Below are 22,572 nucleotides of genomic sequence, written 5' to 3'. Positions count from 1 at the left end.
TCAACCTCCATCGTCCCAACCAATGAGATTTATCCAGCGATTTGCTGGAATGGGCAGATTCAGCCTTGTCTGGTCCGGCCAGGTCGTCACGCTCGTCGGAAATTCCGTACTCCGCTTTTCCCTGGTCATTCAGGCGTGGACCGTCGAGCATCAGGTCACGCAGGTCGTGGCGCTGTCTTTGTGCGCGCTGCTGCCCCAGATGTTGCTGAGCCCCACGGCGGGCGCCATCGTGGACCGGTGCCGCAAGCGCACCGCGCTGCAACTGGCCGACCTCGGCGGGCTCGTGGCCGTGGGCGCCATGGCGGCGACCTACTTCCTCGGCGACCTGCACCTGTGGCAGGTCTACCTGACCGTGGCGCTGCTCGGCGCCGCCGCCGCCTTCCAGTTTCCCGCGCTGTCGTCGGCCGTGCCCATGCTGGTGGGCAAGGATCAGCTCCAGCGCGCCAACGGGCTGCTGGCCACCGCCAAGAGCGTCGCCGACGTGGGCGGTCCCGCCCTGGCCGGGCTGCTCGTGGTGACCGGCGGGCTCGGCATGGTGCTCTGGATCGACCTGGTCAGCTTCGCCGTCGCGCTGGCCACCGTACGGCTGGTGCGCATGGACGGCGACAAGGCCGGCGAGGCGGGCACGCGCAAGCGGCTCGGCGCCGACTCCCTGGAGGGGCTGCGTTACCTGTTCGCCCAGCCCAGCCTGCGCGGCCTGATCCTGGTGTTCTTCACGGTCAACCTGGTCATGGTGTTCGGGTTCGCCGTGGTGCAGCCCATGATCCTGGCCAGGACCGGCAGCGACGTCTCCGTCCTGGCCACTGTGAGCGCCGGCATCGGGGCCGGCGGCATCGCGGGCGGGCTGCTGCTGGCCGCCTGGGGCGGGCCCAGGAACCGGGTGCGCGGCATGATGCTCGGCGTCGTCGGCATGTGCGCGAGCGCGCAGATCGTCATGGCCATGGTGAACGGCGTCGTCGCCTGGACCGCCGCCATGCTCGTCGGCGCGCTGATCATGCCGATCGTGAACGGCTCGATGCAGTCGATCATCCAGACCAAGGTGCCGGAGGAGCGGCAGGGACGGGTGTTCGGGGCGGTCATGTTCGTCTCGCAGATCTCCTCACCGGTGGCGATGGCCTGCTCGGGGCCGCTCGCCGACCATGTCTTCGAACCCCAGGCCGCGGCCGGGACCGGACTGCCGGGGCTGCTGCGGCCCCTGGTCGGTGACGGGCCGGGCAGCGGCATGGCGGCGATGTTGCTGATCGCCGGCCTGCTCGGCGCGGGAGCCGCCCTCTGGGGGCTGGCCCGCCGCGCCGTGCGGCACATCGACGTGCTGACGCCCGACCTCGAGAAGCAACCCGCGGGAGGCTGACCATGTCCACCAACCCCTTCGAAGACGAGAACGGCGCCTATCTGGTGCTGGTCAACGACGAGAACCAGCATTCGCTCTGGCCGGCGGACATCGACGTGCCCGCGGGCTGGCGGGTGGCGCTGGAGTCGAGCCCGCGGGCGTCGTGCCTGGCCTACATCGAGACGCACTGGACGGACATGCGCCCGGCGAGCCTGCGCGCGTGACCATGGGCAGGGCGAATCCCGGGCCACATCTGGTGCACGAGGCCTTCGCGGCGCAGGCCGCGCGTACCCCTGACAGGACGGCGCTGGTCTGCGGCGCAGAGCGGCTGACCTACGCCGAGCTGGACGCGCGCGCCTCCGAGCGGGCGGCCGGGCTCGGCGTGCCGGCCGGGAGCCTGGTCGGGGTGCGCATGGAGCGCGGCGTCGAGCTCGTCGTGGCGCTGCTGGCCGTGCTGAAGGCCGGGGCCGGGTACATGGTGCTCGATCCCGCCTTTCCCGGGGAGCGGCTGCGCGGCATGGCGGACGGCGCCGCCGCCGTCCTGTCCCCCGGCGGCGTCGAGCGCCTCCCCCGGGCGGGGCGGCACGACGGCGTCGCGTGCGTGATGTTCACCTCGGGCTCCACCGGGCGGCCCAAGGGGGTCGCCGCGCCGCACCGGGCGATCACGGCCACGGTGACGGGGCAGGAGTACGCGCCGTTCGACGCCGTGTGGCTGCAGTGCTCGCCGACGTCGTGGGACGCCTTCGCGCTGGAGTTGTGGGGGCCGCTGCTGTCCGGTGGGACGTGCGTGTTGTATCCGGGACGGCGGCCCGATCCGCTCGTGCTGGCGCGGCTGGTCGCCGAGCACCGGGTGAGCGCCATGTACCTGTCGAGCAGCCTGTTCAACGTGATCGTGGACGAGTGCCCCGACGCGCTCACCGGGCTGCGCCACCTGATCGTCGGCGGCGAGGCGCTGTCACCCGCCCACGTCGGGCTGGCTCTGGAACGGCATCCCGGGCTGCTGCTGCGCAACGGCTACGGCCCCGTCGAAGGCATGATCTTCCTGACCACCCATCCGGTGACCGCCGTGGACGGGCCCGTTCCCATCGGGACGCCGCTGCGGGGCAAGCGGTTACGCGTGCTGGACGCCCTGCTGCGGCCCGTCGCGGACGGGGAGGTCGGGGAGTTGTACGCGGCCGGGGACGGGCTGGCCCTGGGCTACCTCGGGCGGCCTGAGGCCACGGCCGAGCGGTTCGTGGCCGATCCCTTCGGGGCACCTGGTGAGCGGATGTACCGGACTGGGGACCTGGTGCGGGCCTCCTCCGGCGGGGTGCTGGAGTTCGTGGGGCGGGCGGACGAGCAGGTGAAGGTCCGCGGGTTCCGGATCGAGCCCGCCGAGGTGGAGGCGGCGCTGGCCGGGCATCCGACGGTGGAGCGGGCTCGTGTGGTGGTCCGTGAGGACGTGCCCGGTGAGCGGCGGCTGGTCGCGTACGTGGTGCCGTCCTCGGTCGACGGGGAGGAGTTACGGGCCCATGCGGCGGCGGTCCTGCCCGAGTTCATGGTGCCGTCGGCGTTCGTGGCGCTGGAGGCGTTGCCGCTGACCGGCAGCGGCAAGCTGGACCGTGCGGCGCTGCCCGCGCCCACGTACGGATCCGGGTCCGGGTCGCCGCGGAACGACGTGGAGAAGGCGCTGTGCGGGCTGTTCGCCGAGGTGCTGAAGGTGGCGCGGGTCGGCGTGCACGACGACTTCTTCGCCCTGGGCGGCGACTCGCTGACCGTGGCCAGGCTGCTCAGCAGGATCCACGCCGAGCTGGGGGCGGAGGTGGGCGTCAGGGCTTTGTTCGAGACGCCCAGCGTGGCGGGCGTCGCCGTCCACATCGGCGAGCTCGCCGCTCCCGTGGAAGAGCCCGCGCCCCTGGCCGGGCCGGACGCGCTGCCGCTGTCGGCGGCGCAGCGCCGCCTGTGGTTCCTCGACCGGATCGACGCGGGCGTGGCCTACAACATGCCCATGCTCGTACGGCTGCGCGGCCCCGTGGACGTGGCGGCGCTCCGGGCCGCGCTGGAGGACGTGGTGGCCAGGCACGAGCCGCTGCGAACGGTGTTCACCGTGCACGACGGCGAGCCCGCCCAGCGGGTGCTGCCCGATGGGGTGCCCGGGTTCAGCCAGGTGCGGGTCACCGCGGAGGAGCTGGACGGGCGGGTGGCCGAGGCGGCGCGGCACCGGTTCGACCTCGGGGCCGAGCTGCCGATCCACTCCGTGTTGTTCACCACGGGGGCGCGAGAGCACGCGCTGCTGCTGGTCATGCATCACATCGCCACCGACGGGTGGTCGCTGCCGCCGTTCATGCGCGACCTGTCGCAGGCCTACCGGGCCCGGCTGGACGGCGGGCCACCCACGTGGCCGCCCCTTCCCGCCACCTACGCCGAGTACGCCGTGCGGCACCGCGAACGCGTGGACGCCATCGCCTCCGCCCAGCTCGCCTACTGGCGGGAGACCCTGAAGGGGCTGCCCGAGCCGCTCGCGCTGCCGCGCGCCCCCGGCGCTCCCGGTGATGCGGCGGCGCGGACGGTGGCCGGGCAGGTCCCGCCCGGACTGCACGCGCGGCTCGTCGAGCTGGGCAGGCGGCGCGGGGCCACGCTGTTCATGGTGTTGCAGGCGGGGCTGGCCGTGGTGCTGGAGCGGGCGGGCGCGGGCACGGACCTGCCCATCGGGGCGCCGGTCGCCGGGCGGTCCACCGGTTCGGTGGACGGGCTCGTCGGGTTCTTCGTCAATCTCCTCGTGCTCCGTACGGACCTGACGGGCGATCCGGCGGCCGGTGACCTGGTGTCGCGGGTGCGGGAGCTCGACCTGGAGGCGTTCTCGCACCAGGAGGTGCCGTTCGAGCGGGTCGTCCAGGATCTGAACCCTTCGCGGCTTCCCGGGCGGCATCCGCTGGTTGACGTGGTGCTGGCCCTGCAGAACAACGCGCGGGCCGAGCTGTCGCTGCCCGGGGTGGAGTCGCGGGTCGAGGTGGTCAGGACGGGGGCGGCCCGGTTCGAGCTGCTGGTGGACGTGACGGACTCCTACGGGCCGGGGGGTGTGCCCGAGGGGATCGCGGTGACGGTCGAGTACCGGGCCGCCTCGTTCGAGCGGGCCTTCATGGAGTGGCTGGCCGAGTCCTTCGTCCGGGTGCTGGAGGGCATGGCCGACGCGCCGGACAGGCCCGTCTCGGGGATCGTGCTGCCGGATCCGCCGGAACCGGCGGCAGGCGACGCGCCACGTCGGGAAAGCGCCGCGTCACCGGGTCCTGGCGCCCCCGAGCTGGAGCGGCGGATCGCCGCCGTCTGGGCCGAGGTGCTGGGGGTCTCGCGGGTCGGGCCCGACGACGGGTTCTTCGCGCTCGGCGGGAACTCGCTCAGCGCCGTGCGGGTCGCGGCGCGCCTGACCGGCCAGGGCCTGCCCGCCACCACCGCCCAGCTCTTCTCCTCCCCCACCGTCGCCGCGCTCGCGCGGGCCCTGGCCCACACGGAGACGGCCCGTACCGGACCCGCCATCGCCCGCCTGCCCAGAACCCCGCGCACCCGTCCTTGATGAGAGGGAGCACGTCCATGGACCTCAGCGTGATGTTCTTCGGCGCCGACGACGCCGGTGCCCACGCCGCGAAATACGACGACATCCTGACCATCACCCGCGCCGCCGACCGGCTCGGCTTCACCGCCGTCTGGACCCCGGAGAGGCACTTCCAGCAGGTCGGGCAGGTCTTCCCGAACCCGGCCCTGCTCAGCGCCGCCCTGGCCACCGTCACCGAACGCATCCACCTGCGCGCGGGGAGCCTGGTCCTGCCCCTGCACCACCCGCTGCGCGTCGCCGAGGACTGGGCCGTCGTGGACAACCTGTCGCACGGCCGGGTCGGCGTGTCGGTGGCCACGGGCTGGCACTCCAAGGACTTCGTGCTCGCCCCGGACGCCTACGACGACCGCAGGGAACGCGCCTTCCGCGACCTGGCCGTGCTGCGGCGGTTGTGGGCGGGCCAGGCCGTGGAGTTCACCGACGGCGCGGGCGAGCGGGTCGCGGTGACCTCCCAGCCGAGGCCGTACTCCGCCGTCCTGCCCCTGTGGACCACCACCTCGGGCAACCCGCGGACGTGGGAGGCGGCCGGGCGGATGCGGACGAACATCCTCGGCGCCACCATCGGCCAGACCCGCGAGGAGCTGGCCGGGAAGATCGGCGCCTACCGGGACGCCTACGCCGCCGCCCCCGAGCAGCCGGGCACCCCGCCCAGGGGCACCGTCACGCTCATGGCCCACACCTATGTGGGCCGCTCCGACGAGGAGGCCAGGCAGCGGGCCGGCGGGCCGCTCAAGGCGTACCTGAGGTCGTACGTGGCGCAGACCGCCACCGACAAGGGCGCCGGGGACCAGGCGGCGGCGCTGAGCGAGGCGCAGCTCGGGACGCTGACGGAGTTCGCCTTCCGGCGGTACCTGGCCTGGGGCAGCCTGCTGGGCTCGCCCGAGACGTGCCGCAAGAGCCTGGCGGACCTGGCCGAGCTGGGGTGCGACGAGGTGGCCTGCTTCGTGGACTTCGGGCTCGGCGGGGACGAGGTCCTGGCGGGCCTGGAGCGGCTGGCCGAGCTGCGGGAGGAGATGTGAGCACGCCCGACCGGCGCTCCTCGCGGAGCACGCCCGCCCCCGTGAGCGCCGCCGATCGGTTCGCGGCGCTGAGCGGCGAGCGCCGGGTGGTTCTGCTGCGCCGTCTCGTCGAGGCGGGCAGGCTGGAGGCGATCCCGGACGTCGTGCCCCCGCGCGATGCCGCCCTCCCCGTACGGCTCGGCCCCGCGCAGGAGGACCTGTGGGTGTACGAGTCGCTCTATCCGGACACGGCCGCGCTCAACCTGTGCTGCTCGTACCACTTCGACACCCCCGTGGCCCCCGCCGACCTGGAGGCCGCGCTGACCGTCGTGCAGGGGCTCCACGACGGCCTGCGGATGCGGATCACCGGTGAGGTGGGCGGCCTGAAGGTGGAGTTCGCGCCGGCGGAGCCGTTCAAGCTGGAGCGGCTCGACCTGCGCGGTACCGGAGTCAGCCTGCCCGAGGCGCTGCACGCCTTCAGCCGCCGCACGTTCGACCTGGACGGCGGGCCGCTGATCAGGGGCCAGTTCATCACCGCGGACGACACGCGGGCCACGCTGGTGCTGGCGCTGCACCACATCGCCACCGACTGGTGGTCGTTCGACGTGCTGCACGGCGAGCTGGCCGAGGCCTACCGCGCCGTGCGCGACCGCGCCGAGCCCGCTCTGCGGCGCCCCGCCATCCAGTACGCCGACTTCGCCGGATGGCAGCGGGAGCTGGAGGCGGCCGGGGTGTTCGACGCCCAGCTCGCCTGGTGGCGCCGCTACCTGGCGGACCCGCCCAAGCCGCTCACCGTCGGCCCGGCCACGCCTGGCGGGGCCTTCGGGTCCTTCGGCGTGGAGCAGATCACCTTCCGCATCGACGCCCGCACCGAGGCCGCCGTGCGCGCGCTGGCCAGGGAGCGCGGGGCCACCGTGTACGGGGTGCTGATGACGGCCTTCGCGGTGTTCGCCCACCGGCTGACCGGCGAACCCGACCTGATCACCGGCACCCCCATGGCCAACAGGTCCGCCAAAGGCCTGGACCGCGTCATCGGGTACGTCATGAACTCCCTGCCCGTCCGCTGGCGCCTCGACGGCGGCACGACGTTCGCGGCGTTGCTGGCCCGCTTCACCGCCGAGTTCCCCCAGGTGCTGGCCAACGCCGACGTCCCCGTCGGGCGGATCGTGCGGGCTCTGGACCCGGAGCGGGTGGCCGGGCGCTCGCCGCTGTTCCAGTGGGTGTTCATGCACCTGCCGCGCCAGGAGAGCGTGGCCAGGCTGCGGGAGATCGCCGACCCGGAGCGGGTGCACACCGGCGGGGAGCACGACCTGATCGGGATCGTCAGGGACGGGGACGACGGGTTCGAGGCGAGCCTGGAGTTCCGTACGGATCTGTACGAGCCCGAGGTGGTGCGGGGCTGGGCCGGCAGCTTCACGGCACTGCTCGGGGCGCTGGTGGCCGAGCCGGACCTCCCCGTGTCCCGGGCCCCGCTGGTGGCGGAGCCGGAGAGGCGGCGGCTGCTGTACACGCTCAACGAGAGCGCCGCCGTCCCGCCCGCGACGAGCCTGCCGGGCATGGTGGCGCGGCAGGCCTCGCGCACGCCTGACGCTGTGGCCGTGGAGTCCGGCACCGAGCGGCTCACCTACCGGGAGTTGCTGGAGCGGGCCGACGGGCTGGCCGGGGCGCTGCTGGAGCGCGGGGTGGGGCCCGAGACGGTGGTGGCGCTGGGGCTGGGGCGGTCGGTGGCCATGGTGGTGGCGATCCTGGCGGTGCAGCGGGCGGGCGGGGCTTACCTGCCGCTCGATCCCGATCATCCTGGGGAGCGGCTGGCGTACCAGGTGGCGGACGCCGGGGCGGCGCTGGTCGTCGCCGAGCCCGGGGTGCTGCCGCCGGGGCTGGGCGTGGAACGCGTCGGACCCAAAATTTCACACGTTAATGCGAAATTTCATGACATCGACCCTCGAAGTGCCGCCTACGTGATCTACACCTCGGGCTCCACCGGCCGCCCCAAGGGCGTCGTGGTCTCCCACGAGGGCGTCGCCGCACTGACCCACTCCCTCGTGACCTCCTTCGGCCTCTCGGGGACCAGCCGGATCCTGCAGCTCGGATCGCCGGCGTTCGACATCTCGGTGGCCGAGCTGTGCATGGCCTTCGGCTCCGGCGGCACCCTCGTCATCCCGCCCGGCGGCCCGCTGGTGGGAGCGGAGCTGGGACAGCTCCTGCGGGATCGGCGGGTCACCGCCGCCATCATCCCGCCGACGGTCCTGGCCACCGTCCCGCCCGGCGACCATCCCGACCTGCGCGCGCTGGCCTCGGGGGCGGACGTGTGCCCGCCTGAGCTGGTGGCGGCATGGACGGGCAGGCGGTTCATGAACGCGTACGGGCCGACGGAGACCACGGTCGCCGCCACCGTGAGCGACCCCCTCCACCCGGACGGGACCCTTCCCCCGATCGGCCGCCCGATCACCGGCACCCGCCTGTACGTCCTGGACGCCCGCCTGCGCCCGGTGCCGGTGGGCGTCCCCGGCGAGCTGTACGTCGGTGGCCCCGGAGTGGCCCGAGGCTACCTGGGCCGCCCCGGCCTCACGTCCGAACGTTTCGTCGGGGACCCGCACGGGACACCCGGCGATCGGATGTACCGCACCGGCGACCTCGTCCACCGGCGCGCGGACGGCCAGCTCCAGTTCCTCGGCCGCGCCGACGACCAGGTGAAGGTACGCGGCTTCCGCATCGAACCGGCCGAGATCGAGGCGGCGCTGGCAAGCCACCCCACGATCGCCCAGGCCGCCGTGGCCCTCCACGACGGCCGCCTGATCGCCTACCTCATCCCCCAGCCCTCACCCGGACGGACCCACACCCTCCCGCACACCGACCCCAACACGCCCGCCACCCGCACACAGACCGGATACGACGGGCCCGCACAGACCCGACCCAACGCGACCAAAACGCCCGCACACACCGAACCCGACACGGCCGGCGTCCCCGCACAGACCCGACCCGACCCGCTCGACACGCCCGAGACGGCCAGCGTGCTCCCACAGACCGGACCCGACATGGCCGGTGTGCTCGCGCACGCTGTCGCGGTGTTGCCCGTGCACATGGTGCCGAGCGAGTTCGTGGTGCTGGAGGCGCTGCCGCTCACGCCGCAGGGCAAGCTCGACCGGGCCGCCCTGCCCGCACCGGACACCGCGCCCACCGCGTCGCGCAAGCCGGTCACCGATCGGGAGTCCGCCCTGTGCGCGCTCTTCTCCGACCTCCTCGACCTGCCGGAGGTGGGCGCCGAGGACGACTTCTTCCGGCTCGGCGGCGACAGCGTCACGGCGATCCAGCTCGTCAGCCGGGCCAGAGCGCAGGGCCTCGGTCTCACGCCGCGCGAGGTGTTCGTCGCCAGGACCCCGGCCGCGCTGGCGGTGCTGGCCCGGCTGGCGCCGCTCACCGTCACGGACACCCCGGTCGGCAGGTTCCCGATCACGCCGATCATGCACTGGTGGCGCGAGCATGGCGGCCCGCTGGACACCTTCACCCAGTCCCTGGCCGTGCCCGTGCCCGAGGGCTGCGACGAGGAACGCATCAGAGCGGCCCTGCGCACGCTGACGACCCGGCACGCCGCACTGCGCACGCGCCTCCTGCGCCATTCGCCCGACGACTGGGAGCTGGAGGTCCCACCCCCGGAGGAGGCGGCGGAGGTCCCGTTCAGCCGGTTTGAGAAGCCGGAGACGGAGACGGGCACGAACCCGGACACGAACCCGAAGCCGGACCCGGACCCGGGCTCGGACACGAAGCCGGACCCGGGCTCGGACACGAAGCCGGACCCGGAGCGGGGGCAGATGATCGCCGCCGCCTGGACCGCCCCCGACCGGCTCCTGCTCACCGCGCACCACCTCGCCGTGGACGGCGTCTCCTGGCGCGCTCTCGGCCCGGAGCTCATCGCCCTCCTCCACGACCCCGCTGCACCCTCGCCCGCCCAGGGGACGTCGTTCGCCCGCTGGTCCCACCTCCTGGCCGCCGAGGCGGCGCGCCCGGAGCGGGTGGCGGCCGAGATGCCACTGTGGGAGGCCATGGCGGCGGACGGTGAGCCCCTTCTGGCCCCGCGTGGCCAGGACAACCCGACCTCCACCCACAACCCGAGCACGGCCCACAGCCCGAGCACGGCCCACGACCGGACCGCCACCCACAGCCCGAGCACCACCCACAACCCGAGCACGGCCCACGGCCCGATCGCCACCCACAACCCGCGGGCCACCCACGGCCCGAGCACGAGCCACGGCCCGCGCGCCGGCCAGGCTGGACGGCGCGCCCCGCGCTCCACCCTCACCACGACGCTCCCGCCCGATCTCACCGACCAGGCAATCACCCACCTCCCCGCCGCCTTCCGCTGCGGCCCCAACGAGGTGCTGCTGACCGCCCTGGCCATCGCCGTGACGAGGTGGCGCGGGGGGAAGAGCGTGCTGGTGGACGTCGAGGGCCACGGACGGGAGCCGTTCACGGACGACACCGACATCTCGGGCACGGTCGGCTGGTTCACCACCCAGTACCCCGTCTGCCTCGACCCCGCAGGCACCCCCGCGGAAGCGCTCAAACGCGTGAAGGAGCGGCTGCGCACCATCCCCTCGGGAGGTCTCGGTCACGGCCTGCTCCGCTACCTCAATCCGGACACCGCACCCAAGCTGGCCGCCCTCCCCACTCCCGACCTGCGCTTCAACTACCTGGGCAGGTTCGACGGCGAGCTGCTCGGCATGCCGGACACCCCGATGGCGTACGCGGTGGAGCTGGACGCGGTGGCCAGGCCGGGGCCGGACGGTCCACGGCTGGTGGCGAGCTGGTCCCACGACGCCGAGGCCGTCTCCCACGACCAGGTCGCGGCCCTCGCGGAGCTCTGGACGGCGGCGCTGGCAGAGCTGGCGGAGCAGCGGGACGAGGGCGGCGCGACCAGCTCCGACTTCCCGCTGGTCGAGCTGACGCAGGGCCAGATCGAGGCTCTTGAGGCGGACCTGGACGGCGACTGGTGAGCGGCAGGCTGGCCGACGTGCTGCCGCTCTCCCCCGCCCAGGAGGGCCTGCTCTTCCACGCCCTGTACGGCGGCGACGACGCGTACGTCATCCAGGCCCGCTTCACCATCGACGGCGAGGCCCATCCGGAACGCCTCCGCGAGGCGCTGGAGGCGCTGCTGGCCCGCCACCCGAACCTGCGCGCCTGCTTCCGCCACAAGGGCCTCGACCGCCCGGTCCAGCTCGTCCCCCACCGCGTACGCCTGCCCTGGACCGAGGTGGACCCGCCGTCGGAGGCCGACCTGGAGCGCATGCTGGAGGCCGACCGGCTACGCCCGTTCGACGTGACCCGGCCGCCGCTGGTGCGCGCCACGCTGGTGGGGCGGCGGGAGCTGGTGCTGACGATGCACCACCTCCTGGTGGACGGCTGGTCGATGCCGATCCTGGCCGGCGACCTGGCGGCTCTTTACGCGGGTGCGGAGCTGCCGCCCGCGCCCCCATACCGGGACTATCTGGCCTGGCTGCACGCCCAGGACCGCGAGCTGGCGTTGCGGGCCTGGCGGGAGGCGCTCGCGGACCTGCCGGGGCCGACGCTGCTCAGGCCGGGGGCGGGGGCGGAGAGCAGGCGGCGGGAGACGGTGGAGTTCGAGCTGTCCGCGGAGCTGAGCGGGTCCGTGCGGCGGCGGGCCAGGGAGGCGGGGGTGACGGTCAACACGCTGGTCCAGGCGGCGTGGGGGCTGGTGCTGGCGCGCATGACCGGGCGCGAGGACGTGGTGTTCGGCGCGGTGGTGTCCGGCCGGCCGCCGGAGGTCGCGGGCGTGGAGTCGATGGTGGGGCTGTTCATCAACACCCTGCCGGTACGGGTGCGTACCGGCGAACCCGGCCTCCTGCGCCGCCTGCAGGACGAGCAGGCCCGGTTGACGCCGTTCCATCATGTACGGCTGGCGGACGTGCGCCGTGGCACCGGCGGCGAGCTGTTCGACACCCTGCTCGCCTTCGAGAACTATCCCCGCTCCGGCCTGGACACCTCCGGCCTGCGCCTGACCGGGGTCGACGACGCCACCCACTACCCGCTCACGGTCACGGTGGTGGGGGGCGAGCGGCTCTGGGTGCGCCTGGGCCACCGGGCCGACCTGGTAAGCCGCGCCGAGGCCGAGGCCGTGGCCGCCCGCCTCACCCAGGCTTTGGAGACCGGAGCCCTGGAGAAGGCCGACGTGCTGCCGGCCGCGGAGTACCGGCTCCTGAGGTCCTGGAACGACACGGCGCGGACGCAGAGCGGCGGGTCGGTGCCTGAGCGGTTCGCCGCGCAGGTGGCGCGGGCGCCGGACGCCGTGGCCGTCGAGCACGGCGGGCGGGCGCTCACCTACGCCGAGCTGGACGCCCGCTCGGACCGGGTGGCCGCGCGGCTGAACATCGAGCCGGAGACTCCGGTCGCGCTGCTCATGGAGCGCTCCCCCGACCTGGTGGTGGCCCAGCTCGCGGTGCTCAAGGCGGGCGGCTGCTACGTGCCGCTGGATCCGGGGCAGCCGGGGGCCCGGCTGGCGTGGCTGCTGGAGGACAGCGGCGCCCGTGTCGTGCTGACCGAGCCGGACGAGGGCGAAACGGGTTTCCTCCCGAAGCCGATCCACCGGGAGGCCGCCGCGTACGTCATGTACACCTCGGGCTCCACCGGCACCCCCAAGGGCGTCGTCGTCACCCACGCGAACATCCTGGAACTCGCCTCCGACCAGCGTTTCACGAGCCACCGCCGGGTGCTGCTGCACAGTCCGCACACCTTCGACGCGGCCACGTACGAGCTGTGGGCCCCGCTCCTGAACGGCGGCACCGTCGTCATCGCCCCACCGGGCCCCCTCCACCCGGACACCGTCGAGCAGTCCGGACTCAGCGCGGTGTGGCTGACGGCCGAGCTGTTCCGCACCCTGGCCGACCTGGCGCCCGGCGCGCTCGCCCGCGTGCCGGAGGTGTGGGCGGGCGGCGACGTGGTGCCGCAGGACGCGGTGCGGCGGCTGGCGCGGCGCGGCGTCCAGGTCGTCAACGGGTACGGGCCCACGGAGACGACCACGTTCGCCACGAGCCACCACGTCGCCCCAGAACCGGCTCCCGGGCCCGTCCCGATCGGCCGGCCGCTCGACAACACCCGCGTGCACGTCCTGGACGCCCGCCTCCGCCCCGCCCCGATCGGCACGACCGGGGAGTTGTACATCGCGGGCACGGGGCTGGCCCGCGGCTACCTCGGCCGCCCAGGACAGACGGCCGAGCGGTTCGTGGCGGACCCGTTCGCGGCGGGCGAGCGGATGTACCGGACCGGGGACCTGGCGCGGTGGACGTTCGGCGGGGACCTGGAGTTCGCGGGCCGGGCGGACGGCCAGGTCAAGATCCGCGGGTTCCGGATCGAGCCAGGGGAGGTGGAGGCCGCGCTGGAGACCTGCCCGGACGTGCTGCGCGCCGTCGTCACCGCCCAGGCCGGTCCGCCGGGCAGGCGGCTGGTCGCCTACGTCGTGCCGGCCGGGGACGGGGCACCACTGGAACGGATACGGGACCACGCCGCCGCCCGCCTGCCCAAACACCTGCTCCCTTCCGAGTACGTCACTCTCGCCCACCTCCCGCTCACCCCGCACGGCAAGGTGGACCGCGCCGCCCTGCCCACCCCGCCCCCCGGCACGCATCCGGCCGCCGCCGAACCCAGGACCCCGCGGGAGAAGGAGTTGTGCGGACTGTTCGCCGAGGTGCTCGCGCTGCCGGGCGCGGGCCCTGACACCGACTTCTTCGAGTCAGGCGGCGACTCCCTCATGGCGATGCGCCTGGCGGCCGCGATCGAGTCCGGCCTGGGCATCCGCACCTCCATAGCCGCCCTGTTCGAGGCCCCCACCCCGGCCGGGCTCGCCGTCCGCCTCGACCGGGCGGCGCCGGAACTGGACCTCTCCCCGCTGCTGACGCTCCGGCGGGAGGGCGACGGGCCGCCGCTGTTCTGTGTGCATCCCGGCCGGGGCATCGGCTGGTCCTACACCGCCCTCCTGCCCCACCTGACCCACCAGGTCCATGCCCTGCAGTCGCCGGTGCTCCAGGATCCCGCCTACAGGCTGCCGGACACCATGCGGGAGCTGGCCGAGGACTATCTGGCACGCGTGCGGGCCGTCCGTCCAGAAGGGCCCTACCTGCTGCTCGGGCACTCCTTCGGCGGGCTGCTGGCGTACGAGATGGCCGCCCTGCTGCGCGCCGGCGGGCAGGACGTGGGGCTGGTCGCCTCGCTGGACGCGGTCCCCTGGCCGCCGGGGACGGAGGCGGACCCGGCGGACGCCGAGCAGGAGGCGCTGACCATCCTGCTGCGCACCCGCACCCTGCACCCCTACGCGCGGCCGGGACCGCTGGCGCGGGCGCGGGTGTTCGCGGCGGTGCGCGGCAGCGAGGGGCCGCTGTCGGGGCTGGACGACGATCACCTGTCGGCCGTGGCGGACACGGTGGCCGGGCATCTCCGGCTGGCCGTCACCTACCGGCCGCCCCCGTACGACGGCACGGTGCTGCTCTTCTCGGCCACCGCCCAGCCCGGCGGCCTGACCTCGGCGGCCAAGGCCGGGCGGTGGGCCCCCGCCCGCCCGCGGGTCCACGACCTCGACTGCGGCCACAGCGACCTGCTCAGGCCAGGCCCCGCCGCGCAGATCGCCGAAGTCCTCGAACCGATTCTGAGGGAGTTGTGATGGCGCCGGTTGAGTACGAGTTCCCCGTGTCGCCCGCGCAGGCCAGGATGCTGGTGCTCGACCAGCTCAACCCGGGCACCGCCCAGTACAACGTGCCTGTGGCCTTCGCCGTGCGCGGGCCCTTCGACGTGGCGGCCTTCCAGGCGAGCCTGGACGCCTCGGTGGCCCGCCACGAGGCGCTGCGCACGGTGTTCCGCCCGCACGACGGCCAGTACCTCCAGGTCGTCGCGGAGCAGGCGAAGGCGGCGGTGCGCGTGGTGCGCGACGTCCCCGCCGGTGACGCGCGGGCGCTGCTGGCGGCCGAGGCGGCCAGGCCGTTCGACGTCGAGGCGGGGCCGCTGCTGCGATGCGTTGTCTACGCCCTCGACGACGGCCACCACCTCGTCCTGCTCACGGCCCATCATCTGGTCTGCGACGGCTGGTCCCTGCGGCTCCTCCTGCAGGAACTCGGCGACGCCTACGCGCTCTCGGACGCCCCGCAGTCCCCCGGCTACTCCGCCTCGCCCTCGGACGCCCCGCAGTACCCCTCCTCGTCCTCGGACGCCCTGCAAGACCCCTCCTCGCCCCCGGACGCCCCGCAAGACCCCTCCTCGCCCCCGGACACCCCGCAAGACCCCTCCTCGCCCCCAGACGCCCTGCAGTACCCCGACTACGCGGTCTGGCAGCGCGAACGCCTCGCCTCGCACGCCCTCGACGAGGCGATCGCGTACTGGACGGACGAGCTCAGGGACGTCCCCCGGACGCTGGCCCTGCCCACCGATCGCCCCCGCCCGGCCGTCCAGTCCACCTCCGGCGGGGTGTGCCGCCTCGACCTGGCTCCGGACACCCGGGAGCGCCTGGCCAAGGTCGCCGCCGAGCGGAGCGCGACACCGTTCGCCGCCATGTTCGCCGCCTTCGCCGCGTTCCTGACCCGCGTCACCGGCCAGCGCGACTTCGTGGTGGGCGTGCCGGTGTCGGGCCGCGACCACCCGGAGCTGCAGGGCCTCATCGGCCTGCTGGCGAACACGCTGGCCGTCCGCGCCGACGTGACCGGCGAGCCGTCCTACCTCGACCTCGTCACCCGTGTACGCGACCGCCTCCGCACCGCCCACCCCCACCAGGAGGCCCCGTTCGAGGCCGTGGTCGAGGCCCTCGCCCCGGGCAGGGAGCTCAGCCACGACCCCCTCGTCCAGGTCATGCTGGCCTACGACGACGACACCCGGCTCACCCTCGGCCTCCCACCGGGCACCACGGCACAGCGCCTCGAACTCCTCCTGGACGACGCCAAGTTCGACCTGCTCTTGAGCGTGCAACGGGACGGGGACGACCTGGCCGCCCACCTGGTGTACCGGACCGACCTTTTCGAGCCGGGCACGATCCGCCACTGGGCGCGGGCGTTCGAGACGCTGCTCGACGGCCTGCTCGACCGCCCCGACCTGCCCGTGAGCGCCGTTGACCTGCTCCCGCCCGAGGAACGCCGCCGCATCCTGTACGACTGGAACCGCACCGCCGCCCCCGCCCCCGCCCGCCTCGTCCCCGACCTGGTGGCCGAGCGCGCCGCGGCGTGCCCTGACGCGACGGCGCTGGTCCACGGCACGACGAGGCTCACCTACCGGGAGTTGCTGGAGCGCGCCGACCACCTGGCCGACCGGCTGCGGGCGGCGGGCGTGGGCCCGGGGGTGCCGGTGGGGCTCTGCCTGCCCAGAGGCGCCGAGATGGCGGTGGCCGCGCTGGGAGTGTTGCGCGCGGGCGGCGCGTACGTCCCCCTCGACCCCGGCCACCCCGAGGCCCGCCTGAGGTTCATGATCGCCGACTCCGGCGCCCGCCTGCTGATCGCCGACGGGCCGAGGGATCTCGGAGTGCCGGTGGCCACGTTCGGCGAGGGGCGGATCCCGGCCGTAGGTCCCGTGCCGGCCGCGCCGCCCGGCCCGGCCGACCTCGCGTACATCCTTTACACCTCCGGCTCCACGGGCACCCCCAAGGGCGTCGCCGTCGAGCACCGCGCCCTACTGAACCTGGCCACCGCCGTACGCCCCCAGTTCCCCGTCACCGGCGAGGACCGCGTGCTGCAGTACGTGTCGTTCGGGTTCGACGTGGCCGTGTCCGACCTGTTCTTCGCCTTCGTGGCCGGGGCGGAGCTGCACGTGGCGGCCGAGGGGGAACGGCTCGGCGACGACCTGTACGCCCGTCTGCGCGACTCCCGCATCACCTACGCCTTCCTGCCCCCGTCCGCCGCCATGTCGTTGCCGTGCCCGCCGGACGCGCTGCCCGACCTGCGCACGCTGGCCGTCGGCGGCGAGGCGTGCCCGCCCGAGCTGGTGGAACGCTGGGCGGGTCCCGGGCGGCGGGTGGTGGACGCGTACGGGCCGAGCGAGACCACCGTGTACGCCACCACGGCCGACCTCGTACCCGGCCGTCCCGTGGTGATCGGCCGCCCGGTGGCGGGGGCCCGCGCGTACGTCCTGGACGAACGCCTGCGCCCTGTTCCCGTCGGGGTGACGGGCGAGATCTACCTGGCGGGCTCGGGCATGGCCCGCGGGTACGCCAACCGCCCGGGGATGACGGCCGAGCGCTTCGCCGCCGACCCGTTCGGGCCGCCGGGCGAGCGCATGTACCGTACCGGCGACCTCGGCCGCTACGACGCCGACGGCGTGCTGTCCTACCTCGGGCGCGTGGACACCCAGGTCAAGCTGCGCGGCTTCCGCGTCGAGCTGGGCGAGATCGAAACGGTGCTGGCCGCGCACCCGAGGGTCTCGGTCGCCGCGGCGACCGTCCGCGAAGACCGCCTGGCCGTGTACGCGGTCCTGGCCCGCGACCCCGGACCGGGAAACGGCGGGCAACTCACGAACGACACCGGGCCGGGAAACGGCGGAGAACCCGCGAGCGACACCGGATCCGGGAACGGCGAAGAACCCGCGAGTGGCGCGGAGGAGGCGGACGGCGGGAGGCGGGGGCGTGGGGAGCCGTGGGGGGCGGCGGAGGTGCGGGCGTGGCTGGGCGCGCGGCTGCCCGGTTACATGGTGCCCGACCTGGTCGTCTTCCTGGAGGAGCTGCCGGTCAACGCCTCGGGCAAGGTGGACAGGGCCAGGCTGCCTGAGCCGCCGCTCACCCGCCCCGACCTGGCGGCCCCGTACACGGCCCCGGCCACCCCCGCGGAACGGCGGCTGGCGGGGGTGTGGGCGGAGGTGCTCGGCCTGGCCCAGGTCGGCCTGCACGACAACTTCTTCGACCTGGGCGGCAACTCGATCCGGCTCCTCGCCGTACTGGCGGCGCTGCGCGAACGCGGGCAGGACGGCGGGCTCAAGCTGGTGGACCTGTTCCGCCACCCCACGGTCGCCACGCTCGCCACCCGCCTGGACGGCGCCGGTCCGGACGACCACGGCGAGGCGCGGGGCAGGGGACAGGACAGACGTGAACGCCTGGCCGCCCGCAGAACCACCAGGAACGTACAGAGAGGCGGCACGCAATGACGACCGACGTACCGGCGGTGGCCATCGTGGGGATGAGCGGACGCTTCCCCGGGGCCCGCGACCTGGGTGAGTTCTGGCGGAACCTGCGCGAGGGCGTCTGCTCGATCACCGACTTCACCGATGAGGAGCTGCTGGCGGCCGGGGTGGACGCCGCCGAGTCGCGCGGCCCCGGGTACGTGGCCTCGAAGGGGTTCCTGGCGGAGGCCGACCGGTTCGAGCACGAACTGTTCGGGTTCAACGCCACGGAGGCGGCGGCGCTGGACCCGCAACATCGGCAGTTGCTGGAAACGGCGTGGTCGGCGCTGGAGGACGCCGGGTACGACCCGCGCCGCCCGCCCGGCAGGACCGGCGTGTACGTGGGCGGCGGGCCCACGGAGCACGCGGTCGCGGCCCAGGTGGACGGCCGGCTGCGGGCCAGGCTCGGGCCCATGCACGTGCGGGTGTTCACCGATCGGGAGTTCCTGGCGGGCTGGCTGTCGTACCGGCTGGGCCTGACAGGACCGAGCCTCACCGTGCAGACGGGCTGCTCGACCTCGCTCGCCACCGTGCACGTGGCCGTGCAGGCGCTGCTGGTCGGGGAGTGCGACACGGCGCTGGCGGGCGGGGTGTCCATCGACTCGCCGTACGCCCGCGGCTACCTGTACGAGCCCGGCGGCATCTCCTCCCCCGACGGCCGCTGCCGGCCCTTCGACGAGAAGGCGGCGGGCACGGTCGGCGGCAACGGCGTCGGGCTGGTGGTGCTCAGGCGCCTGGAGGACGCGGTGGCCGACGGCGACCCGATCCACGCCGTCATACGCGGCACGGCGGCCTCCAACGACGGCCCCGGCCGGGTGGGGTTCACCGCGCCCGGGGTGGAGGGGCAGATCTCGGCCATCGTGGAGGCGTGGGCGGCGGCGGGGCTGGACCCGGCGGACGCGCAGTTCCTGGAGGCGCACGGGACGGGCACGGACCTCGGCGACCGCATCGAGGTCACCGCCGCGGCGGCGGCGTTCGACGGGGCGCGGTGCGCGATCGGCTCGGTGAAGTCCAACGTCGGGCATCTCAACGCGGCGGCGGGCGTGGCTGGGCTGATCAAGGTGGCGCTGATGCTCCGCCACCGCACGATGGTCCCCACGGTCAACGTCACCCGCCCGCACCCCGACCTGGCCCTGCACACCACACCGTTCGATCTCCTCACCCACACCTCGGACTGGGAACGCCCGGCCGGGGGAACCCGCCTGGCCGGTCTCTCGTCATTGGGCATCGGCGGCACGAACGTGCACGTCGTCCTGGAGGAGCCCCCAGGTGACGCGCCCACGCCGTCGGCGGAGGGCCAGGCCCAGGCCGCCGCAGCACTCCCGGCGCAGGGCCAGGCCGCCGTAGCGCTGCCCGCCACGCCCTTGGTGGAGGGCCAGGCCGCCGTGGTGCTGCCGCTGTCCGCCAGGACCGAAGATCAGCTCGCCACCGCCGCCCGCCGCCTGGCCACCGCCCTGCGTGCCCCCGGCGCGCGCCCGCTGGCCGACGTCGCCCACACCCTCGCCCATGGCCGAGCCGCCCTGGACGCCCGCGCCTACGTGGTGGCCACGACCCGCGAACAGGCCGCCACGGCCCTGGACGCGCTGAACTGGGGCCGGGACGACCCGCTGGGCGAGGCGTGGGCAGCGGGGCAGGACGTCGTGTGGCCCGGAGGCCGGCGCGTCCGCCTGCCCACCTACCCCTTCGCGGGACCCCACCACGGCGCCCTCACCCTGGGCGTCGCCCCGGCGCCCCCGCAAGAAGACAGGGAGGACGACCGGCCCGGCACGGCCTCGGCGGTGACCGAGCTGTTCATGACCACCCTGGCCCTGACCTCCCCTGACGACCTGGCGCGCACGTACTTCGCCGTGGGCGGCGACTCGCTGACCGCCGTCTTCCTGGTCAGCGAGCTGCGCGACCGCTTCGCCCTGGAAGTCCCCATCGAGCTGTTCCTCACCGAGCTGCCCCTCCGCGACCTCGTCGAGCGCGCCGTACGCGGCGAGGAGGACGACCTGCTCGGCGACCTCCTCGACGAGCTCGAACAATGAGCCGCCCCCAGCCGGACCCGGCCGCGCTGGACGACCTGGACCTCCTGGACCCGCAGGTGCACGCCGCCCACGACCTCACCCCGCTCTGGCGCCGGCTGCGCGCCCACGACCCGGTGCGCAGGCACGACCGCTTCTGGAGCGTCACCCGCCACGCCGACGTCCTGCGCGTCGTACGCGACCCGGACACCTTCACCTCCCTCCAGGGCAACATGCTCCGCACCCTGCTGCGCGGTCACGACCCGGGGGCGGGCAAGATGATCGTGGTCACGGACGGCCCCAAACACGCCGGCCTGCGCCGCCTGCTCACGCCCGGCTTCGGCCCCCGTACGCTCGGCCCCGTCACCCGCTCGATCACGGAGGCCACCCGCGACCTGCTCGCCGCCCTGGTACGCCGGGGCGGCGGCGACTTCGTGGCCGAGGTGGCCGCCCAGGTGCCGCTGCGCGCGATCTGCGACCTGCTCGGTGTCCCCGAACACGACCGCCTGCGCGTGCTGGAACTGACGGGCGAGGCCATGCTGGGCGAAACCCCTGCCACCAGTGACATGGCCGTCAGGATCGCCCAGAGCGAGATCCTGCTCTACTACACCCGCCTGGCCGCCGAACGCAGAACGGCCCCCGGCGACGACATCATCAGCCTGCTCGTCTCCGGCGAGGCGGAACTCACGGAGGAGGAGGTGCTGCTCAACTGCTACAACCTCATCATCGGCGGCGACGAGACCGCCCGCCTGGCGATGGCCGGCGGGCTGCTGGCGCTGGCCACGTACGAGGAGGAGTGGGCGCGCCTGCGCGCGGACCCCTCGCTCGTCGAGACCGCCACCGAGGAGATCCTGCGCTGGACCACCCCGGCCGCCCACGTGGGCAGGATGGCCGTGCGGGAGGCCGAGATCGGTGGCAGGCGGATCGGGAAGGGCGAGGTGGTGGCGTTGTGGACGGCGTCGGCCAACCGCGACGAGGCGGTGTTCGACGAGCCCGACCGGTTCGACGTGGGCAGGCGGCCGAACAAGCACCTGACCTTCGGCTACGGCCCGCACTTCTGCCTGGGCGCCCAGCTCGCCCGCGCCGAGATCCGGGCCCTGCTGTCCGAACTGCGCCGCACGGTGTCGGCCGTCGAGGTGACAGGACCGGTGACCTGGCTGCCGTCGAATTTCGTCAACGGCGTCGCGACACTGCCCGTCGCACTCTCGGCAGGAGCCCTCTGACATAGCCTGCAGGTATGTCCGTCCAACTGAACCACACGATCGTGCCGGCCAGGGACAGAGACGCGACGGCGGCCTTCTTCGTCGAGGTACTCGGCCTGAAGCCGGCGCCGGTCTACGGGCCGTTCCGCGTCGTCTCGCTCGGCAACGACGTCTCGCTCGACGTCGTGCAGGCGGGCGACGACCTGCCGTCCCAGCATTACGCGTTCCTGGTCGGCGAGGACGAGTTCGACCAGATCTGGGGCCGGATCAAGGAGCGCGGCCTGACATACTACGCCGATCCGCACCACCAGCGGCGGGGGCAGATCAACACCAACGACGGCGGGCGCGGCCTCTACTGGTCCGACCCCAACGGGCACAACCTGGAGATCCTCACGGTCCCGTACGGCGGCTGGAAACAGGGCTAGGGCGCCAGCGCCTCGAGCGCCTCCTCGGCCCGGCGCATCGCCTCCTTGGCATCGGCCGCGGGGATCTCGCGGTCGAAGTTCAGGTCGTGGAAGACGTCCGTCACGCCGCGGGCGGCCAGTTCGTCCACGTCGCGGCGGATCTTGTCGTACGTGCCGGTCAGCGGACGCTCGCCGTCGACGGCCCTGACCTGCGTGGCGCCGCGGCACACGAACCTGAAGTCGTTCACGTCCCGCCCGGCCCCGGCCAGCTCCGCCTTGATCAGCTCGACCCGCCCGGCGATCGCGGACAGGTCCTCCCTGCTGGAGCTGACCCACCCGCCGGCCAGCCGGGCGGCGCGGCGCAGCGCGACCTCGGCCGTGCCGCCGAGCAGGATCCGCGGCGGCCCCGGCACCGGCTTGGGGTCGATGTAGGAGGGCGGCACGCGGTAGAACTCGCCCGTGTGCTCCACCACGTCGTCGGTCCACGCCTTGCGCAGCACCTCGACGAACTCCTCGCCCCTGCGCCCGCGCCCCGCCATGTCCACGCCGGTCGCCTCGAACTCCTCCGGCACCCAGCCCAGCCCGATCCCGGCGGTGACCCGGCCGCCCGAGAGCGTCTGCAGCGTGGCGAGCTGCTTGGCCAGCACGACCGGCTGCACGTAGGCGTTGATCACCGCCACGCCCAGCCCGATGCGGCTCGTCACGGCCGAGACGTGGGCCAGCGTGATGAGCGGATCCTGCACGGAGCGGTAGGTGGGCCCCATGGTGTGCCCGACCGGGTACAACACCCGCTGGAACGTCCAGAGCTCGGAATAGCCGAGCTCCTCGGCCCTGGTGGCGATGCGACGCATGTTCTCCGGCGTGGCCCACGGCCCTGACTGGGGTACGGCGAAACCGACTCTCATGCCCCCTAGTCT

At 74.0% G+C, this 22,572-nt stretch carries 11 protein-coding genes; 10 read left to right on the top strand and 1 reads right to left on the bottom strand.

Features of this window, described 5'->3' with window-relative positions; all coding sequences use genetic code 11:
* Positions 1–49 precede the first annotated feature (49 nt).
* From ACFPZ3_RS50655 to ACFPZ3_RS50610, 10 genes are read left to right on the top strand one after another with little or no spacing between them, the layout of a single operon-like run.
* Positions 50–1,351, top strand: a complete 1,302-nt coding sequence (locus ACFPZ3_RS50655; RefSeq protein WP_379521615.1) for an MFS transporter — start codon at positions 50–52, stop codon at positions 1,349–1,351.
* 2 nt (positions 1,352–1,353) lie between these two features.
* Positions 1,354–1,554 (top strand): MbtH family protein, encoded by a 201-nt coding sequence (locus ACFPZ3_RS50650; protein ID WP_379521614.1) that lies wholly within the window; start codon positions 1,354–1,356, stop codon positions 1,552–1,554.
* 2 nt (positions 1,555–1,556) lie between these two features.
* The gene (locus ACFPZ3_RS50645; RefSeq protein ID WP_379521733.1) at positions 1,557–4,880 is read left to right on the top strand and encodes a condensation domain-containing protein; all 3,324 of its coding nucleotides are present in this window, start codon (positions 1,557–1,559) and stop codon (positions 4,878–4,880) included.
* 17 nt (positions 4,881–4,897) lie between these two features.
* The gene (locus ACFPZ3_RS50640; protein ID WP_379521613.1) at positions 4,898–5,938 is read left to right on the top strand and encodes a MupA/Atu3671 family FMN-dependent luciferase-like monooxygenase; all 1,041 of its coding nucleotides are present in this window, start codon (positions 4,898–4,900) and stop codon (positions 5,936–5,938) included.
* Positions 5,935–10,908 (top strand): amino acid adenylation domain-containing protein, encoded by a 4,974-nt coding sequence (locus tag ACFPZ3_RS50635; protein WP_379521612.1) that lies wholly within the window; start codon positions 5,935–5,937, stop codon positions 10,906–10,908. Before ACFPZ3_RS50640 ends, ACFPZ3_RS50635 begins: the two co-directional genes overlap by 4 nt.
* The gene (locus ACFPZ3_RS50630; protein WP_379521611.1) at positions 10,905–14,582 is read left to right on the top strand and encodes an amino acid adenylation domain-containing protein; all 3,678 of its coding nucleotides are present in this window, start codon (positions 10,905–10,907) and stop codon (positions 14,580–14,582) included. The genes ACFPZ3_RS50635 and ACFPZ3_RS50630 overlap by 4 nt, the downstream gene beginning before the upstream one ends.
* Positions 14,582–18,031, top strand: a complete 3,450-nt coding sequence (locus ACFPZ3_RS50625) for a non-ribosomal peptide synthetase (RefSeq protein WP_379521610.1) — start codon at positions 14,582–14,584, stop codon at positions 18,029–18,031. The genes ACFPZ3_RS50630 and ACFPZ3_RS50625 overlap by 1 nt, the downstream gene beginning before the upstream one ends.
* Positions 18,028–20,073 carry a beta-ketoacyl synthase N-terminal-like domain-containing protein gene (locus tag ACFPZ3_RS50620; protein ID WP_379521609.1) on the top strand — a complete coding sequence of 682 codons (2,046 nt, stop codon included), beginning with the start codon at positions 18,028–18,030 and terminating at the stop codon, positions 20,071–20,073. Before ACFPZ3_RS50625 ends, ACFPZ3_RS50620 begins: the two co-directional genes overlap by 4 nt.
* On the top strand, positions 20,070–21,272 hold the full coding sequence (locus ACFPZ3_RS50615; RefSeq protein ID WP_379521608.1) for a cytochrome P450: 1,203 nt from the start codon (positions 20,070–20,072) through the stop codon (positions 21,270–21,272). Before ACFPZ3_RS50620 ends, ACFPZ3_RS50615 begins: the two co-directional genes overlap by 4 nt.
* Before the next feature lie 14 nt (positions 21,273–21,286).
* Positions 21,287–21,676 (top strand): VOC family protein, encoded by a 390-nt coding sequence (locus ACFPZ3_RS50610; protein ID WP_379521607.1) that lies wholly within the window; start codon positions 21,287–21,289, stop codon positions 21,674–21,676.
* On the opposite strand, the gene ACFPZ3_RS50605 is transcribed toward ACFPZ3_RS50610, so the two are convergent.
* The gene (locus tag ACFPZ3_RS50605) at positions 21,673–22,560 is read right to left on the bottom strand and encodes a TIGR03619 family F420-dependent LLM class oxidoreductase (RefSeq protein WP_379521606.1); all 888 of its coding nucleotides are present in this window, start codon (positions 22,558–22,560) and stop codon (positions 21,673–21,675) included. The two genes, ACFPZ3_RS50610 and ACFPZ3_RS50605, sit on opposite strands and share 4 nt — an antisense overlap.
* Between the last annotated feature and the right edge of the window lie 12 nt (positions 22,561–22,572).

This window comes from Nonomuraea insulae, assembly GCF_042656245.1.
This window is presented reverse-complemented; position numbering and strand designations above follow the sequence as displayed.

Excerpts from the sequence above, each read along its gene's own strand:
- ACFPZ3_RS50655 (WP_379521615.1), top strand. The coding sequence starts at position 50 with ATGGGCAGATTCAGCCTTGTCTGGTCCGGCCAGGTCGTCACGCTCGTC.
- ACFPZ3_RS50650 (WP_379521614.1), top strand. The coding sequence starts at position 1,354 with ATGTCCACCAACCCCTTCGAAGACGAGAACGGCGCCTATCTGGTGCTG.
- ACFPZ3_RS50645 (WP_379521733.1), top strand. The coding sequence starts at position 1,557 with ATGGGCAGGGCGAATCCCGGGCCACATCTGGTGCACGAGGCCTTCGCG.
- ACFPZ3_RS50640 (WP_379521613.1), top strand. The coding sequence starts at position 4,898 with ATGGACCTCAGCGTGATGTTCTTCGGCGCCGACGACGCCGGTGCCCAC.
- ACFPZ3_RS50625 (WP_379521610.1), top strand. The coding sequence starts at position 14,582 with ATGGCGCCGGTTGAGTACGAGTTCCCCGTGTCGCCCGCGCAGGCCAGG.
- ACFPZ3_RS50620 (WP_379521609.1), top strand. The coding sequence starts at position 18,028 with ATGACGACCGACGTACCGGCGGTGGCCATCGTGGGGATGAGCGGACGC.
- ACFPZ3_RS50615 (WP_379521608.1), top strand. The coding sequence starts at position 20,070 with ATGAGCCGCCCCCAGCCGGACCCGGCCGCGCTGGACGACCTGGACCTC.
- ACFPZ3_RS50610 (WP_379521607.1), top strand. The coding sequence starts at position 21,287 with ATGTCCGTCCAACTGAACCACACGATCGTGCCGGCCAGGGACAGAGAC.
- ACFPZ3_RS50605 (WP_379521606.1), bottom strand. The coding sequence starts at position 22,560 with ATGAGAGTCGGTTTCGCCGTACCCCAGTCAGGGCCGTGGGCCACGCCG.